This window comes from Bacillus sp. 220_BSPC, assembly GCF_001054655.1.
Classification (GTDB): domain Bacteria; phylum Bacillota; class Bacilli; order Bacillales; family DSM-1321; genus Peribacillus; species Peribacillus frigoritolerans.
In genome coordinates this window covers 1-17,039 of the sequence record NZ_JVPL01000183.1, presented here as the reverse complement: position 1 = coordinate 17,039, position 17,039 = coordinate 1, and the positions used below count along the sequence as shown (strand labels likewise).

General features: G+C 39.4%; 16 protein-coding genes. 2 read left to right on the top strand and 14 right to left on the bottom strand.

Annotated elements, in window-relative coordinates; genetic code table 11:
• Window positions 1-681: 681 nt before the first annotated feature.
• The 5 genes from ADA55_RS12940 to ADA55_RS12920 all read right to left on the bottom strand — a co-directional run bounded on the left by ADA55_RS12940 (window position 682) and on the right by ADA55_RS12920 (window position 5,504).
• Complete coding sequence (locus ADA55_RS12940; RefSeq protein ID WP_048684439.1) at window positions 682-1,599, bottom strand: DMT family transporter; 918 nt, start codon at window positions 1,597-1,599, stop codon at window positions 682-684.
• Window positions 1,592-2,287: a GntR family transcriptional regulator gene (locus tag ADA55_RS12935; RefSeq protein ID WP_048684437.1), complete on the bottom strand. Its 696-nt coding sequence runs from the start codon at window positions 2,285-2,287 to the stop codon at window positions 1,592-1,594. Before ADA55_RS12935 ends, ADA55_RS12940 begins: the two co-directional genes overlap by 8 nt.
• 813 nt (window positions 2,288-3,100) lie before the next feature.
• The gene (locus tag ADA55_RS12930) at window positions 3,101-3,769 is read right to left on the bottom strand and encodes a methyltransferase domain-containing protein (protein WP_226990467.1); all 669 of its coding nucleotides are present in this window, start codon (window positions 3,767-3,769) and stop codon (window positions 3,101-3,103) included.
• Window positions 3,770-3,942: 173 nt separating this feature from the next.
• The gene (locus tag ADA55_RS12925; protein ID WP_048684503.1) at window positions 3,943-4,398 is read right to left on the bottom strand and encodes a HEAT repeat domain-containing protein; all 456 of its coding nucleotides are present in this window, start codon (window positions 4,396-4,398) and stop codon (window positions 3,943-3,945) included.
• 278 nt (window positions 4,399-4,676) lie between these two features.
• Window positions 4,677-5,504 carry a TrmB family transcriptional regulator gene (locus ADA55_RS12920; protein ID WP_048684436.1) on the bottom strand — a complete coding sequence of 276 codons (828 nt, stop codon included), beginning with the start codon at window positions 5,502-5,504 and terminating at the stop codon, window positions 4,677-4,679.
• 139 nt (window positions 5,505-5,643) lie between these two features.
• On the opposite strand from ADA55_RS12920, the gene ADA55_RS12915 reads away from it, so the two are divergent.
• Window positions 5,644-6,273 (top strand): homoserine/threonine efflux transporter, encoded by a 630-nt coding sequence (locus tag ADA55_RS12915; protein WP_048684432.1) that lies wholly within the window; start codon window positions 5,644-5,646, stop codon window positions 6,271-6,273.
• Between the two features lie 228 nt (window positions 6,274-6,501).
• Here the strand turns inward: ADA55_RS12915 and ADA55_RS12910 are convergent, their stop codons facing one another.
• Window positions 6,502-7,833 (bottom strand): (Fe-S)-binding protein, encoded by a 1,332-nt coding sequence (locus ADA55_RS12910; protein WP_048684430.1) that lies wholly within the window; start codon window positions 7,831-7,833, stop codon window positions 6,502-6,504.
• Window positions 7,830-9,236 (bottom strand): FAD-binding oxidoreductase, encoded by a 1,407-nt coding sequence (locus tag ADA55_RS12905; protein ID WP_048684428.1) that lies wholly within the window; start codon window positions 9,234-9,236, stop codon window positions 7,830-7,832. The genes ADA55_RS12910 and ADA55_RS12905 overlap by 4 nt, the downstream gene beginning before the upstream one ends.
• A gap of 111 nt (window positions 9,237-9,347) precedes the next feature.
• Between ADA55_RS12905 and ADA55_RS12900 the strand changes: the two genes are divergently transcribed.
• Entirely contained in the window at window positions 9,348-9,989 is a 642-nt protein-coding gene (locus ADA55_RS12900; protein ID WP_048684426.1) for a hypothetical protein, read from the top strand.
• A gap of 64 nt (window positions 9,990-10,053) precedes the next feature.
• Here ADA55_RS12900 and ADA55_RS12895 read toward each other — a convergent pair whose 3' ends face one another.
• From ADA55_RS12895 to ADA55_RS12865, 7 genes are all read right to left on the bottom strand, one after another.
• Window positions 10,054-10,860 (bottom strand): ABC transporter permease, encoded by an 807-nt coding sequence (locus ADA55_RS12895; protein ID WP_105718853.1) that lies wholly within the window; start codon window positions 10,858-10,860, stop codon window positions 10,054-10,056.
• Window positions 10,860-11,804, bottom strand: a complete 945-nt coding sequence (locus ADA55_RS12890; RefSeq protein WP_048684420.1) for an ABC transporter permease — start codon at window positions 11,802-11,804, stop codon at window positions 10,860-10,862. Before ADA55_RS12890 ends, ADA55_RS12895 begins: the two co-directional genes overlap by 1 nt.
• Entirely contained in the window at window positions 11,768-12,928 is a 1,161-nt protein-coding gene (locus ADA55_RS12885) for an ABC transporter ATP-binding protein (RefSeq protein ID WP_053087404.1), read from the bottom strand. The genes ADA55_RS12890 and ADA55_RS12885 overlap by 37 nt, the downstream gene beginning before the upstream one ends.
• A gap of 19 nt (window positions 12,929-12,947) precedes the next feature.
• Complete coding sequence (locus ADA55_RS12880; RefSeq protein WP_048684418.1) at window positions 12,948-14,048, bottom strand: ABC transporter substrate-binding protein; 1,101 nt, start codon at window positions 14,046-14,048, stop codon at window positions 12,948-12,950.
• A gap of 19 nt (window positions 14,049-14,067) precedes the next feature.
• Window positions 14,068-15,075 (bottom strand): TAXI family TRAP transporter solute-binding subunit, encoded by a 1,008-nt coding sequence (locus ADA55_RS12875; RefSeq protein ID WP_048684415.1) that lies wholly within the window; start codon window positions 15,073-15,075, stop codon window positions 14,068-14,070.
• 162 nt (window positions 15,076-15,237) lie between these two features.
• Window positions 15,238-16,614 carry a sigma-54-dependent transcriptional regulator gene (locus tag ADA55_RS12870; RefSeq protein ID WP_226990466.1) on the bottom strand — a complete coding sequence of 459 codons (1,377 nt, stop codon included), beginning with the start codon at window positions 16,612-16,614 and terminating at the stop codon, window positions 15,238-15,240.
• Between the two features lie 24 nt (window positions 16,615-16,638).
• On the bottom strand, window positions 16,639-17,039 hold a 401-nt coding region (locus ADA55_RS12865), incomplete at its 5' end, for a sensor histidine kinase (RefSeq protein ID WP_048684413.1).

Sequence of the window (17,039 nt, the reverse complement as noted above, 5' to 3'; positions counted from 1 at the left end):
TTATACGATGCTTTTGCGATTAGTCCTGACGGTATTACGGAAACGATTCTGTTTGCTTTAAATCAAACTGAAGATGTTACCGTTAATGAGTTTATTGTAAGACCATCTCGACAACAGCCGTAATCTATAAGAGTTACTAGAGGTAGAAAAGCATTTTTGAAAATCCATGTCTTAGAAGGAATGATACTTCCAAGCCCTCCCTATTAAAATAAGACCTATTTATGACGGCAACTTTATTTCCGAAGTTGTTGCTGTTTTTTTAGGGGTCTCAAGAGAGAGTTAACTCAATGCTTGCTAATAGAGATACATTACGATTCCATTGCCGTTTTTGCCCATGTCGAGAGGAAGCTTTTTATGTATTTGGAAAAGGGAAAAAGAACGGTTGCTACTCTATTTCCATTTCCCCTCTCCTCTCTTTATATGATCAACAAGTGAATCGTTATATCCGTTTATTGTTGCTAATTAACCACTTTTGAATGGCAAAATGTATGCGTAAAACTCGTAAGATACAAAAAAAGCAATTCACATGTAGTGTAATTGCCTTTTTAAAGAAGTGTATGGATATAACTCATGCTAATTAAGCTTTCGTTAATGTTCGATTATCCCCTTACAGGGTAGACTATGGTTTTTTATCGCCAAGTAAAAATAACTACAGCAGATTTTCCCAGGTTTACAATGACATCACTTGTTTTTTACGATGGATAGTATCGTAATGGTGCTTATAATGCAGAGTGTGCCGAGCCACTCGGCAAAACCGAATGTTACATTCAACCAGAAAATAGATATTAAGGTTGCGGATAATGGCTCAACGGAAGCCAATAAACTTACCTCTGAAGCAGAGATGAATTTTGTGCTTTCCAAATAAAAATAAAAAGCAATGATCGTACCGAAAATGATGATGAATAAAACCGCTGAAAATGAAGATAACGTCCATTTGCCTTCAAATGCCCATGGGGGGTGGATCACGCTAAAGCATATGCCTCCAATCAACATGCCCCAACCCACAACAATCATTGAACCCCATCTTGAAAGGAGTTTATAAGGCTGCAATGTATAGAATGCCAAGGCAAAGGCTGATGTTACCCCCCAAAATACTGCCCACCCGGAAATGGAGAGTGTACGTATGCTTCCTCCCGTCACAAGCAAAAAAGTGCCTAAAATCGCTATGATCACAGCTACGCTCACGGTAATGCTTGGAAAACGTCTGGAACGAATGGCTAAATAACAAGTGATAAGTGCCGGGGCCAAGTATTGAAGGACAGTGGCAGTGGCTGCATTGCCATGTTCAATAGCTGCAAAATATGTGTATTGAACAGCGAGCATTCCGAGAATGGCAAAAAGGATAATTTGAAGCGCATCATTTTTAGTTTTCCAAATCTCAAAAACTTTCAGTCTTTCATTCTTATAAGCGATCCCCAATAAGATGATTCCAGAGAGCAACAAGCGTACAACAGTGAGCCACTCAGGACTGAAACCTTGCTGCTGAAATAGATATTGAGCTGCCGTTCCTGACACTCCCCATAACGCAGCACCAGTCAGTACCAGTGCAATCCCTTTATTTCTTGAAGGTGATATAGCAACTAAAGTATCATTATTCATTTTTTTCTTCCCCACTTTTTACACGTTCCGTATGGGCTTGAATTCTAAAGTAACTTTCTTTCCAATTCTTTTCTATCACCTTAAGCACCATAGCGAGATTTCCAACCCTAATTGCCTGTATGATCTGATCATGCTCATCAAAGGATAAGTGAACATCACTTACCTGATTGAAATAAAACAGTTCCATTCGTGTAAGTTTTTGTTTGAGTCCCGATAGAATCCGCTTCAACTCATCATTTGTAGAAAGATTGATGTAAATGGAATGAAAGTCATTATCCTTCTGGACGGCCACTATTTGATTTCCCCCGTCGATTGCATTTTTCACTTCATGATTGATGGCTTCCATCTCCATTAAGTGTCTTTCTTCAATGAAATCAAAAGCCTGTTCCATAGCCAGCTTTTCCAGTGTCCAAACAATGGAATATATGTTTAATACCCCTTCGAATCGAATAGGGGAAACAATAGTTGAACGGCTCGGCTTGGTCTCGACAAATCCCTCATCCTCAAGCCTTAAAAGTGCTTCTCTAATAGGGGTTCTGCTTACTCCCAATTGTTCGGCTAATTCTTTGTCGCGTAATTGTTGGCCTGGTGTCAGGATTCCCTGGACTATCCAATCCCGCAATATCATGTATGCTTCTTCACGTACAGACGTACGTTTAATTTTTTGTGAAGAATTTGAATGCTTCAACGGTATTCCTCCTTAAAATACAGATATATATAATATGCAATATATCACATATCGCATACCGTTGGAAGAAATTATAGAAAATTTAAATCTGGGCCCTTTAATAAAACATCAAGCATCTTTTCACATAATAAAAGGGAATCCTTCCATAGTAAAAACACTTCTTTACGATGATGAAAGTAATCCTTCTACCATGAGTCCTCGTGCTTTAGATTTACAACGATTCACTGATTAAAAATAAAGTTCTGTTTTTATGTATACCATTGTATGTATTTTAAAATTCTTAGTACACTAGATTGAGACTAACGGCATGTGTAGTTTATTGCTTTCGGAATTAACAAATATTGAATATTTTTCGTGAATGAACTGGATACTTCTTCACTTTACTGATTATTTTCAAGTGAAATTTGTGTTTCTAAAAAAATGTCTTGAAAATATCTTGGTGCTTACCGCATTCATTACATGAATATTCTATTTCCAATGCATCTTCAGTTACTGTATGAACTGTCTCTTTTTTACAAGTTTCACAAAATCTCTTTTCGGATATTTCTTTCATTCATCATTCACACTCCGTTTTTTCATCATTTTTTGTAGCCTTACTATTATTTTGCGAATATCCAACAGAAAAAATACCTTTTTCCTGAAAGGCCAGAGAAAAAGGTACTAAATTGTTAATTTAACCTTGGATTCCAATACATCAAAGCTGCATGAAACGGATATTCGTATTCGAAAACTCCTTCTTTTTCCACCACATATTTATTTAGGATCGTTTTTACTTCATCATAGGAAAAATGTTCATCAAGAATTTTTGTTGTATTATCTCGGATCACTTCTTCTGGAATAGATTTTTTTGCTTTTCAATTTAACGATCTTACAGTCCGCCAGTATTCCAAGTTGATACAAAACATTCAAGATGTGTATGTAATCCCGTCTTCTTAAATTAATCGTATATCCTCGTTGCTTCAATTCCATATAATGAGGTTTTTCTGGTCCGGTTGTCATACCTACTATTGCTAAACGTGCTGCAGAATTATTCATTTTTAATAAGGTATGACCGATTTCACTCATTCGGTAATAACAATTAAAACCAAATACTACATCATATTTGACTTTTTTGTTATCACTTTCCCACTTATCATGAATTAACTCCATGTTTTCGAAACCTTTTTCGTTTGCCTGGGATTCCAAAAAGCTGATAATGCTTTTGGAACTATCTATACAAGTTAGCTTCCTGACTTCTTTTGCAATATCAAATGTATAATTGCCCCATCCAGGGCCGATTTCCAAAACATGATCATCCTGTTTTAATAATGCCAATAACTCTTGCTGCACAATTTTTGCATAAGGGTCCGCTTTATGTTGTTTTTTCGCTGCAACCTTGGAAGCCCAAAAAGCTTCTTCTGCAGCATCATCTTTTAGCCTGTTAGGTATCTTCCCTGTATGATCTGTCATTGCCTGTTTCCAAAGTTCAATATAATCTGTCATCTTGTCTCCCCTGAATTCGTATGTAGTTATCGGTTTTCAAAATAAAGCAAACAGCCAAATACTTCCTCTTTTAAATATATTAGCATACCATAGCTAAAACTTTGTTTTACACATAAGAAAAAGGAGCAAAAACTTTGCTCCTGTATCCATATTAATTATTTTTCTAAAAACTTTTATCTTTTCGATAAAGTTGACCACGTATTTTCAAGCCATTTATCAAAGTCTGCTCCTTTTTCACCCTCATATGTATCATATATATCCATTCTCATCTTCTGGAGTTTGTCTTTGAATTCGTGATATGTGTGATTTTCAGGTAAACTCTTTTTGATCCTCACTAAGATTTTGGTCAAACCTTTGATCAACTCGCCCTTTTTCCTTGCTGGCAATTGCACATCTTCGCCTAAACTTTTCAATTGACGGTAGGCTGCCTCTTGAACTTTATATACAGAATCATTATTCATGATATGTGTGAGAATGTCGATTACTTGTTTATTTTTTGCTTGACCTAATTCCTCGATTGCATCTAAACGTTCTCTCCAATTAGATTTTCGATTGGCAGATTTTTTTAATTCCTCATAGTTGGCAGGTAACTCGATACCCTTTGTTTCCTTGTTATTCAAATGAATCATTTCTCCTTCTGTCTTAGTGATCCGGATATCAAACATGTAATCCGATATGATAATCCCATTACCAAAATGGCTTATTCCATTCTTCATTATACCCTTTTCCATATTTTAATATAGTTAAATTTATCTGCCGTATCGTCAATCACCCGGGTTCCGGGGACGCGATGCTTTTTTTGTCTTCAATTTACCTGCGCCTATCAACTTCAACTTTAAAAAGGCATAAATCCTGCCTGGATTCATGCCGCTATGGAGGATGCTTTTATTATTGAACATGTACAAATCTAGTCCACGTAATGTTTTTTATTATCTGGATGAATAGAAAATTTTTTCCGTAAATTGACGAGGTTTACACCAAAACTTTCTTCTAAAAGTTCCCTATGTTTCTCCATGATTTCCATGAGATACAAATCATGAATCATGACTTCTGTAATGGGCATCACTAAACCTACATGCATGGTCCATGCTGCACGGCTATCTTTACCAAGAGAGACTATACCTGCGACAACTTCTGAATCATCTCCACTGATAACAAGCCATCGTCCACCATACTCTTCTGTAATTTCATAACCCATATAATGGAGGTAAACATTTGCAAAATCACAGACGATTTCCCCATAGGCAATAATTGTTACATTGACCCCACTATTTGCGGCCTGTCTTAGTTCAGGTTCTAATTCATCGAATTCGTCTTCCCAAATCTCTAAGAGTATTCTTTTTTTAGCAGATAATATACAAGCTTTTACCTTATCGAGTATTTCATTGCGCCCCATGATATTCCAGATATTTTCACGATCATTTGCAGACCGTTCGAACTCCGCTAATGATTTTTCTGCCCGTTCAAAATTCTCTTCCGCTTTCATCCGACGGTTTTTTATTAGCTCCTTTGCAGGAACAGGAGTATACTGTGGTGTGTTTCCAGGACTGACCAGAATATCTCCGCGTATGGCGAGACTATCCAGAATTTCATATATTCTTGAACGTGGTACACCTGAGTTTTTTGCTACTGCATAGCCTGTTAATGGCGATTCTTCCAATAAGGCAAGATATGCTTTCGCTTCATATTCGGTGAAATTCAGATTTTTTAATGTTTCTAAAATGTTTTCTTTCATAAACCCTCCAACACAACCGTAGTTGCTACCTTTGTAACTAATATTTTAGCAAAATCTGTTGACGTTTTCCATTTTCATCTAATATACTTACTAAGTAGTTACTTTAGTAACCACTATAAAAGCGGGAGGGGTAATTAGTATGGACAGCTTACTTACATACATATCAATAGTGGCAATGATGGTCATTATACCGGGGGCAGATACAATGCTCTTAGTGAAAAACACGCTTAGCCATGGTCCGAAAGCGGGACGTTATACTGTTCTTGGGATGGCAACGGGACTTACTTTTTGGACGCTTATAGCCATTCTTGGACTATCTGTTGTCATTGCAAAGTCTGTGATTCTTTTCAGTACAATCAAATATTTGGGAGCCGCCTACTTAATTTACTTAGGGATAAAAAGTTTTTTTGCTAAAAGCGTTTTTTCCTTAAAAGAAATTCAAGCACAAGCAAATACACCTGCGAAGTATTCAAACCGGCACAATAAAGATTCCTTCATGCAAGCATTACTTAATAATATTCTTAATCCCAAGACCGTTTTAGTTTATATAACAATCATGCCGCAATTTATCAATTTGAACGGAAATGTAAACCAGCAATTGATTATATTAGCCTTCATCTTAACCTTGCTAGCTGTACTGTGGTTTCTATTTCTTGTTTATCTTATTGATTACGCAAAAAAATGGATGAACAACTCCAAATTCCAGAAAGCATTCCAAAAATCAACTGGCGTAATTTTAATCGGTTTTGGGATAAAAACAGGAATTTAAATTCATTTACTACCACATCTAATTTGATTCCATCCGTTCAGATTATTGAACGGTTTTTTCATTTATGAACCGGCACCGATATTTTTTCATTCATACATATGGCACTGCATTATTGACTGCAAAGATTTTTCCGCCTTCATCATTTAAAACAATAACGTCAGTATTTTCCCATTAGTGCAGGAAATACTGACGAGTAATGTCCTATGAAGTTTGAAGTATTTCTTTTTGTCAATCCAAGCCGCAAGCTTTGGCGAGTATTTCAACAAGGTGCAAACTTTTCATTTGGTTTGCCGCTCCCTCCCTTTGGATGCCAATGCTCATTTGCATTTGGCATCCTGGGTTAACCGTAACAATGGTAGTTGCTTTCGTTTCTTTAAAATTCTTCATTTTCTCATCAAGAATTTTCATGGATTCATCAAAGTGGAGAAGATTGTAAATGCCTCCAGATGCACAGCAGCGGTCAAACCCTTCCATTTCGACATAGGAAACTCCTGGTATGGATTGCAATAATAAACGAGGTTCCTTTTGGACCTTTTGAACATTACGTAAATGACATGAATCTTGATAGGAAACGATGCCTTGCCATTCTTCAGTGAAGGGTAGCGGCCCCAATTGATGAAGAATTTGACTGATATCTTTTGATTTTTCCGAGAAAGCCCTTGCCGCCGCAGCCGATTCTTGATCCTCTGCCAATAGATGTCCATATTCAAGAAGCGAAGCACCGCAGCCTCCTGCGTTATTTACGATTACATCAGCATCCGTTTGCATGAAGGCTTGGATATTCCTCTTTGCCAATGCTTTCGCTTGTTTTGTTTCACCTTGATGGGAATGCAGAGCACCGCAGCAATTCTGATTTTCTGGGATAATGACCTCACACCCTGCTATGGTAAGCAGCTCAATGGAAAGACGGTTTATTCGTGACATCATGGAATCCATGATGCACCCAGTAAAAAATGCCACTTTTAATTTCGTTTCCCCTTTTGCCGGCATAAGCGTACCTGGCCGTATACGTTTGGAGGAAGTCTCGATGTCTGGAAGTGCCTGTTCTAAATGTGCAAGGGCAGGGGAAACCTTCTGCAATACTTTTGATGAACGGATAAGCTTGGATAAGCCTGTTTTTTGATAAAGTTGCACTGCACTTCCAATTCTGTTCATTCGTTTTGGATATGGAAAAAGATGAACCAATGCCAGTTTTTTGATTCTTGTCATTTTGTTTTTTTGGTTTGCTGACGGGGAGTTTTCAATGGCTTCTTTTGCCGCTTCCAGTATATGTCCGTATGGCACACCAACAGGACATGCTGTTTCACAAGCACGACAGCCTAAGCATAAGTCGATTGGTTCAGCTAAATCTTTTTGGAAATCTATTTTTCCTTCGGCTGCCATTTTCACTAGATTGATACGACCGCGTGGAGAGGCGGATTCCACACCCATTGATTCATATGTAGGGCATGCCGGTAAACAGTATCCGCATTTTACGCATTGGTTTGTCCAATCATAGGCATCTGAATATAAATTTTGGACCGCAGCATTTGACTCATTCTGTTTGGCGGGTAGATTCATGTAACCAACACGACCCTTGTCTGTCCCTTATCAGGAAAAATCTTCCCTGGATTCAGGATATTATTGGGATCCCATGCTTCTTTAATTTTTTTCATCATATTCACTCCGGTTATTCCTAATTCCATTTCCATATATGGTGACTTTAAAGTACCGATTCCATGTTCCCCGGAAAGTGTTCCGCCTAATTCGATTGCTGCTTCAAAAATTTCACTGACAGCAAGCTCCACTTTTTTCATTTCCGAAATATTTCTTTTATCGGTAATGATGTTCGGATGTAAATTCCCATCCCCTGCATGACCGAATACAACCAAATTCAACCCGTATTTCTCCCGGATATTGTTTAATCTCTCCATCATTGCCGGTATTTGACTGCGTGGAACGGTCGCGTCTTCAGAAATTTTTGTAGGACCCATTTGTGTAATGGCCGGGGAAACCAATTTACGCGCACTCCAAATCGTTTGTCGTTCCTCCTCTGTCTCCGCTATCTTGACGTAGGAAGCACCCTCTGCCCTGCATATATCGGCGCATTTATTGATTTCTTCCTCAATCGCCAATGGGTGTCCATCTATTTCTATGATCAAAATGGCTTCTGCCTGTAGAGGCAATCCGGAAGGACGGTAGCTTTCAACTGCACGGATGCACGCATTATCCATCAATTCCAGGGCAGAAGGTAGAATTCCTGATGATAAAATGCTGGTAATGGCATGGCCAGAGTCTATCAAATGATTGAAGTGGGCGACAAATGTTTGTTTAGATTGAGGTTTTGGTATTAAGCGGATGATTGCCTCAGTTACGATGCCCAGAGTACCTTCCGATCCCACGATCAATCGGGTCAAATCATACCCAGTTACATTTTTTACGGTCTTTCCGCCGGTCCGAATGATTTCTCCCGTCGGGGTGACCACCTCCAGACCTATCACGTATTCTTTTGTCGTTCCGTATTTCAATCCCTTTGGCCCGCTGGAGTTTTCTAATAGATTCCCGCCTATAGTGGCTACATTGGAACTGCTTGGATCCGGCGGATAGAATAAGCCGGCTTCTTCAGCCTTTTTATGAATATCAGCCGTAATCACACCTGGAGAGACTATGGCAAGCATATTTTCCCGATCAATGATCATTTTATCACGCAAAAGGGTCATATCAAGAACCATCCCCCCTTTAACAGGTAAAGGGCCGCCGCTTAGCGAAGTTCCAGATCCTCTAGGGTAAACAGGTATTTTGTGAGTATTAGCCAATTTAACCACTTCACTGATTTCCTCCGCGTTTTTTGGCTGGATGACGATTTCGGGTAAATATTCCCCAAAAGAAGCGTCGTAGCTATAACAATACCTTTCTGCCAAATCAAGAAACATTCTGTCACCTGGAATTACCTGTCGAAGATCGACCAGGGCTTCTTTCTCCATGCTTCTCACTTCCTTTCTTAATAGAAATTTGGAAAAGGTCTATCCGTATGTAATATAATGGCATTTTAAGATTCTGCTAGATATAATGATGAAAGAAAAGGAGGTTTTTTTTTGAAAATCGCACTGATTCATGCAACCACAACTGCACTAAAACCAATTGAAATTGCCTTTCAGACCGTTGCACCGAACATTGAACTCCTTCATTTCATGGACACGTCTCTTCTCTCCTTGATGGAAAAGAGCGGCAAGTTAACTCCTGAAATCATCCGCCGCTTTTCTGCATTAGTGAATATCGCCTATGATTCTGATGTTTCATGCATCCAACTTACTTGTTCTGCCTTTAATGACATCACTGCAATTTTACAACCTTTATACTCTGTAAAGTTATTTCGTTCAGATGAGGCCATGCTTGATGAAGCTCTTCGCTATACTCGCATTGGCCTGGTTTCTACCGTAAAAGAAACGCCGATCGCCCTTCAAAATTACTTATTAAATAAGAAACCGGACTGTATGATCGAGTCATTGGTCGATCCCGGAATCATCCATTTATTATCACAAGGAAAAAGAAAGGAACATGACGATCGGGTTAAAAAGATGGTGGAACAATTGGATGGAAAGGCAGACGTGATTTTGCTTTCACAATATAGTATGGAACATATCGCAAAGCAGGTTAATCCCTCTGTCCCTGTCCTAACGGCGCCGTTATTGGCTGCGAAAAGGTGTTTGGCCCATTTGAATGGAATGTACACATGAGTTTTCTTCGAAAAAATCATAACTTTGCGAGCATGATCGTTTGTCACATCATATATATCTTTTTTTAACCGTTTGTATGATGCGAACCGCCAAAAACTTTTCCTACACCTTGAATTTTTTCAAGTATGACAATCAGAAGGACTGATATGAAAATAACCACGCTTGACACGGATGCGACGATTGGATTGTAGGCATCCTGCATTTGCGAGAAAATCTCGATCGGCAGCGTTCTCATTTCAGGTGATACCATAAAAAGAGAGACCGTTACATTATCAAATGATGTCAAAAATGCGAATAATCCCCCTGAGATGGCCGCGGATCCAATTAGCGGCAGTGTCACTTTCATGAATACCGTTAGTGGATTGGCTCCAAGTATGGCCGCGGCCCTTTCCAGATTATAATCAAATCCACTTAAACCGGTTAATACGAGCCGCATGACATATGGTATGCATATCACGATATGGGCAATTAAAAATCCTGTGGACGTACCGGCAAGCATCATTGGTGTAAAGTACATTAAGAGTGCAATCCCTAAGACTAATTGCGGCACACTTAATGGAGAAGTTAAAAGGGCCGTAATATACGATTTTCCCGGAATATCATACTTTGCGATGCCAAGGGCACCCAAAGTACCGAATATGACGGAGAAAAGGGCAGCTAATGCTGCGAACTTCGCACTGTTCAAAAATGCTTCCAAAAATTCAGGGCGCTCCAAGATCTTGGCATACCATTGCAGTGAAAAGCCTTCAGCCGGAAAACTTGGATAATTGGCACTTGTAAAAGAAGCGGGAATAACGACAATGAGCGGGATCAAGATATAGATAACGGCCAAAACGGCTACTGCAATCCGAAGGCCGCCAAACGTTTTCATCATCGGAATACCTCCTTGAATTTCCCTTTTTCAAACGCTCTGGTAAAGACGGCTACCGATATGACAGTGGTTGCTAATAGAATATAAGAAAGAGCAGATCCGAATGTCCAATGCAGCAGGTTATTAATTTGATCATAGATGACAACAGGCATCACGGGCACGTTGGCTCCCCCCATTAGTGCAGGCGTAACATAAGCACTCATTGACAAACTGAATACGAGAATGCAGCCAGATACGATACCTGGGATGCTTAGCGGCAATGTAATGGAAAAGAACCTTCTGAATGGGCTTGCCCCAAGTATGGCTCCTGCCTTATCAAGAGAAGGATCGATATTATAAAGACTTGCAACGATGGATAAGATCATGAAAGGAAGATATGCATTGGAAAGCCCAATCACAACTCCGATTTCCGAAAACAATAGTTTCAATGGTGCATCTATTATGCCAAGGGCCATCAAGGTTTGATTAATCGTTCCATTAGGCAAGAGCAAAAGGTACCAGCCAAAATTACGGACAACTATACTTACCAAGAGCGGTGACACGATCAAGAGAGTGATATACCCTCTGATCCGCGCTGAACTTTTGGCCATTGTCAAAGCTACTGGATATCCAAGAAATAAAGCAACCAAGACCGAATATAAACTGATCTTCACTGTCAGCCATAATGAAGATAAGTAATAGCTATCGGAAAATAATTGGGTATAGTTTTTTATGCTATAAACTGCCTCCGCTCCTCCAAGATTATCTGTGGATATGAAGCTTAAATATAAAATGTATAACATCGGTATGACAAAGAAACCAAATATGAAAAGCAGAATCGGCGTTAAAAGTAGTAACCCCGGCACCCAGACTTTCCTTTTCTTGCTTTTAGGCTTCTTTTGCGGCTCAATAGGACTCGTTTGCTGTTCTATTTCTTGACTAGCATAACTTCTGATGGGCTCCATCCAATCAACACCTCACTTCCATTTTGCCATGATGAATCGGTAGCGGAAGTCAATACTTGAATACTTTTCCCCTGTAACAGAACATTGATTTCCCATGAGGTACCGAGATAGTTCATTTGGCTGATCTTGGCACGATGGAAATCCAATGGAGATGAAGATTTTTCATCAAGAGAAACAACTTGCAGTTTTTCCGGTCTAATATAAAGCTTTACCTCATCCCCGGTTTTCAGATCACTTTCATTTCCCATGACGTTATTTGTGTCGACATGAGTGATATCAGAACCGATCTTGACTGCAACTTTCCGCTTATCGACAGCAGACACATTCCCTTCAAAACAATTCGATTTCCCGATGAATTGAAAGACGAACTCTGTCTTCGGATGATTGTATATCTCAGTCGGAGTACTGATTTGTTCAATTTTCCCTGCATTCATGACCACGACCCGATCAGACATGGAAAGAGCTTCTTCTTGATCATGAGTCACAAAGATGGTCGTTACGCCAATTTCCTTTTGTAAACGCTTAATCTCGGCCCTGAGTTCATGACGCAGCTTTGCATCAAGGTTTGAAAGCGGTTCGTCAAGCAAAAGGAGCTCCGGTTCAACAACAAGTGCCCTTGAAATCGCTACACGCTGACGCTGACCTCCTGATAATTCCCTTGGATAACGATTCTCCAATCCTGACATTTTCACTAATTCAAGCGCTTTACTAATCTTCTTTTTTTGCTCAGCTTTCCCGACTTTGCGCAGTTTCAAGCCAAAACTGAGATTTTCATAGACTGTCATATGGGGAAAAAGCGAATAAGTTTGAAAAACCATTCCTAAATCACGCTTGTAAGGCGGAACCTTCGTAACATTATTGCCTTTAATATGGACCTCGCCCCGATCCGGATCGAGGAACCCGGCAATAAGGTTTAAGGTTGTGGACTTTCCGCACCCGGAAGGACCAAGAAGAGTGAGTAACTCTCCTTGTTTCACCTCCAAATCAATGCCATTCAGGACAATATTCGCTCCAAATTGTTTAAACGCGCCTTTTATCTCTACATCATTTTTTTTTGAGCCAACCCCCTGAACTGCCTCCAGATGTTGCCTATTAATTTCCACATCTTTTTTTAATACTTCCATGTGATCAACACGCTCCTTTTTATTTGAGTTTTTTCCCTAATTCAGGAGTAACCTCTTTCGCCCATCTGTCTGACACCTCTGCACGGATCTCAGCAAACTTGGCGAAATCAGGTTTGAATGTTTTATCACTTGCTTTAAGCCCGATTGACTCTTCATATTTTTCTGGAATTTTCATGCCTTCCACTGTCGGATAAAATCCTTTTTCCGAAATTAATGCCTGTGCTTCTTCACTGATTACATAGTTGATGAATTCTAGGGCTTCTTTGCTATTTGGCGTATTTTTCACTAGACCAGCGCTGAAAGCTTGAAGCGGCACGCCTTCTTTAGGTACTGCCATCTTAATCGGAATACCTGAAACGGCTAATTCACCTATGGAATAACTTCCCATGACCGTTACGTCAGCAGCTCCTTGTTGGATAGCTGGCATCATTTGCGTTGAGTTTTTATAAAATGTATTGGAATAGGCTGCAAGATCTTTTGCCTTTTCGAGACCTGGTTCCATGTTTTCCGTACTGCCGCCGTTTGAAATCGCCAGACCATTAAGGGTATTGAAACCCCAATCATTCGTAATATCTGAAAATGCCGTTTTACCCTCGTAATCAGGTGAGACAAGATCATTCCATGATTCAATTGATTTTAAGCCTTCCTTTTTAAAGGTTTCCGTATTATAAGCTGGTGCAATGACTAAACCGAATGCTGGAGCGGCCGCATTTTCAACCGGAATGAACCGTGAATCCACCGATTTCATATTGGGAACATTGGACTCATCAATTGGTTCGATCAGTCCCTTCTCCTTAGCGCGTATAACGTCAACCGGTACAAAAAGGGCAACATCTATTTGCGGAGCATTCTTCTGTAATTCCACTTTGGATAGGATTTCACCTGATAAACCGGAAATATAATTAACCGTGATTCCCGTTTCTTCTTTGAATTTTGGGGCAATCACATCTCGGATGGCACTTTCGATGACACCACCATTACCGGCTATCGTTATTTTTTTCTCTCCTTTTTCACCTGTACCCGTTTGAACGGATTCCCCCGGTTTTTGCGGAGTGGGATTACCACAACCCGCAAGAGCGATCAATACTATTATTGATAAAAGACTCATTAGCTTTTTCATAGTCATTACCTCCCGTTTTTCATTGATTTCCAATAATTCCTTGTTCGGTGAAATAATTCACGGCCCCTGGATGAAAATCCAAGGGAACTTGTTTAGTTGCTTCCGTTATTGAAATATCAGAAGCAGCTGGATGTGTATGCTGCAGTTCAGGCAGATGTTCATATAATGTTTTTACAAGATTGTAAGCATGAGGATCAGACATTTCCTTGTAGGTTACCAGGACATTTTTAATTGAAATCGTTTGGACATTTTTTTTCATCCCGCTGTATGTATCTCTGGGAATTTCATTATGGGTATAAACCCCATATTGTTTTTGAAGGCGTTCAATGATGTCTCCCGGTATTGGAATGAAAGTTAGTTCCGTCTGCTTTGATATGAAAGCGATTTCATTATTAGGGATTCCCGAAGAAAAGAAAGCTGCATCAATGGTACCATTTCGTAATGCTTCTGCAGATTGAGAAAAAGAAAGATAGGATAAATTCAATTGATCAGTCGGTAAATCGGATTCTAACAGTATCCGCTCTGCAATAAGCCTTGTACCGCTTCCAGCCGTTCCTACACTAATGCGTTTACCAACTAAATCTTCCAAGGAATCAATATCATTTTGTTTAGTAGAAACAATTTGAACATAATTGGAATATAGTGCCGTTAAAGCTCTTAACTTGGATTTATCCGTTTCAGGCAAATCCAGTACATCCACTGTGGTAAAACCAATTTCTGCCCGATGACGGCTAACCAATTCAGTATTTTCGATGGAAGCATCGGTGACCTGGGTACCTGACACAGCTCCGTTGTATTTTTCATACATATTTGATAATCTTTGTCCTAATGAAAAGTAAACACCTGTCATATCTCCGGTTCCGATGATTAACATCCTATTATTTAAATCCTGTCCTTCAGAAGTTAGTTGCCTCTGGATCAAGGTAGTAGCAGGTTTAGAAATTTCCTGCTGCTCATTCATAAAAGAACATCCTGTCATGAAACAAAATAACAAAGCGACTTTTATAAAGAGTGCTCCATTTTTCATCGTGATCCTCCTTTCTTAATGAATTTAGATGCAAATGCCATGCCAAGTCGATTTTCTGCTTTAAAACGCAAATCCTGCCGATTTCAAGCATGTTATACAAGGATAAACCGGCAATTTTTTCCGGTTTTCCAGAAAAAATTGCCGGTTAACACGATGAACCCTTTATTCTTCTTTTGAAATGAGCTTGATTTTATCACGAAGGCTCCTTTCAGAAATTTTTAGGATTTGGGCTGTTTTTTGCCGATGATTATTACAATATTGAAGAGTGGCCGTTATGACTTTTTCTTCTATCTCTTTCATGGAAATGCCAATGGGAATCCTGAAACTGTTAAAATCGTCGTCCGTGCCATCCGGCTGGAGAATGAACTTCTGTTCTTGAACATATTGCGGCAAGTCGGTTTCTTCCATTTTTTTTGAGTTTGATAGGGCAACAGCATATTCTATAATGTTTCCAAGCTCCCGGACATTCCCAGGGTAATGATAATCCAGTAAAATCCGACGTGCGGTTGCCGAGAACATCTTTTCTTCACGATTCATATCCTTCGCGTGTTTTTTTATAAAATAATCCATAAGGATCGGTAAATCTTCTTTTCTATCTCTTAGTGGCGGCATCGAGATGGGAATGACATTTAGCCTGAAAAACAAATCCTCCCTAAATTCCCCTTCCATCACCATTTGTTCCAGGTTTTTATTGGCTGCACTTATAATACGGACGTCCAATGAGATTTTTGTATTGGATCCCAGAGGCGTCACTTCCCGTTCCTGCAATACCCTTAATAATTTGGCTTGAAGTGGAAGGGGCATTTCACTGATCTCATCCAGAAAAAGGATGCCTCCATTAGCAGCAACGAATTTCCCTTCCTTCCTCTGAGTTGCACCTGAAAATGCTCCCTTCTCATAACCGAACAATTCAGATTCCAGCAGCATCTCAGGAATTGCTGCACAGTTGACGATCTGCATTGGATTGTTTTTCCTTCTTCCCAAAGTATGGATATTTCGGGCTACAAGCTCCTTTCCAGTACCACTTTCACCCGTGATGAGAACACTGGAATCAATATCTTTCACTCTTTCGATCATTGAGAAAATACGCTGCATCGCCTTGCTGTTACCAAGGAAGTTACCAAATCTCTTTTGAATCTCTAATTCTTCATGTAATGTCTCCAATTGATTGGACATCTGTTTGAATTCGGCTGCCCTCATCAACAGCAAAGAAAGTTCTTCAATATTAATTGGCTTTTCAATATAGTAGTAGGCTCCTTTTTTTATGGCCTCAATGGAAGTTTCAATGGATGAATAGGCAGTCATCATGATGACTGTTACGTTAGGTGATATTTGTTTGATTTTCTGGAGGACATCAAGTCCACTTTTATTTCCTATTCTCAAATCAAGTAACACAATATCAAAGTGCTGATTGTCGATTTTCCGTAGACCCTCATCCGGGTCTGTAGTTGTCATGACAACATAAGAATCTTCCAATGCAAAGCTAAGAGCGGTGCAAATAGCAGGTTCATCATCAATCACCAATACTTGCATTTTCATATGACTCCTCCTCTTTCCAGGCTTCTATTCAATATATATAGGTAGTAAAATGGTGAATGTCGTTCCTGAATTAGGGTAACTTTTTACATGGATATCTCCGTTATTTTCTTTAATAAGCCTATACGATAACGTAAGTCCCAAACCGACGCCCTTTTCTTTATTCGTGAAAAAAGGCTCAAAAATATGGTTCAGTTCTTCCTGCTTCATCCCTATTCCCGTATCCGATATGGTAATCCGCCCTGTCTTTTCGTTCACTTTATCAATGGTGATTTTAATGGTCTTTTCCTTTGTTTCTTCAACGGCATGAATCGAATTCAACACCAAGTTAAGAAGCACTTGTTGAATTTGTTGTAAATCTATATAAAAAATAAAGTCCTCCTCAATCATCTGCTCGAAATTTATTTGTTTTTTTTCCATTGTCACCT

Bases quoted from the DNA above. Each gene is read 5' to 3' on its own strand.
- ADA55_RS12940 (WP_048684439.1), bottom strand. From the start codon at position 1,599: ATGAATAATGATACTTTAGTTGCTATATCACCTTCAAGAAATAAAGGG.
- ADA55_RS12930 (WP_226990467.1), bottom strand. From the start codon at position 3,769: ATGACAGATTATATTGAACTTTGGAAACAGGCAATGACAGATCATACA.
- ADA55_RS12925 (WP_048684503.1), bottom strand. From the start codon at position 4,398: ATGATTCATTTGAATAACAAGGAAACAAAGGGTATCGAGTTACCTGCC.
- ADA55_RS12920 (WP_048684436.1), bottom strand. From the start codon at position 5,504: ATGAAAGAAAACATTTTAGAAACATTAAAAAATCTGAATTTCACCGAA.
- ADA55_RS12915 (WP_048684432.1), top strand. From the start codon at position 5,644: ATGGACAGCTTACTTACATACATATCAATAGTGGCAATGATGGTCATT.
- ADA55_RS12910 (WP_048684430.1), bottom strand. From the start codon at position 7,833: ATGAATCTACCCGCCAAACAGAATGAGTCAAATGCTGCGGTCCAAAAT.
- ADA55_RS12905 (WP_048684428.1), bottom strand. From the start codon at position 9,236: ATGGAGAAAGAAGCCCTGGTCGATCTTCGACAGGTAATTCCAGGTGAC.
- ADA55_RS12895 (WP_105718853.1), bottom strand. From the start codon at position 10,860: ATGAAAACGTTTGGCGGCCTTCGGATTGCAGTAGCCGTTTTGGCCGTT.
- ADA55_RS12890 (WP_048684420.1), bottom strand. From the start codon at position 11,804: ATGGAGCCCATCAGAAGTTATGCTAGTCAAGAAATAGAACAGCAAACG.
- ADA55_RS12885 (WP_053087404.1), bottom strand. From the start codon at position 12,928: ATGGAAGTATTAAAAAAAGATGTGGAAATTAATAGGCAACATCTGGAG.
- ADA55_RS12880 (WP_048684418.1), bottom strand. From the start codon at position 14,048: ATGAAAAAGCTAATGAGTCTTTTATCAATAATAGTATTGATCGCTCTT.
- ADA55_RS12875 (WP_048684415.1), bottom strand. From the start codon at position 15,075: ATGAAAAATGGAGCACTCTTTATAAAAGTCGCTTTGTTATTTTGTTTC.
- ADA55_RS12870 (WP_226990466.1), bottom strand. From the start codon at position 16,614: ATGAAAATGCAAGTATTGGTGATTGATGATGAACCTGCTATTTGCACC.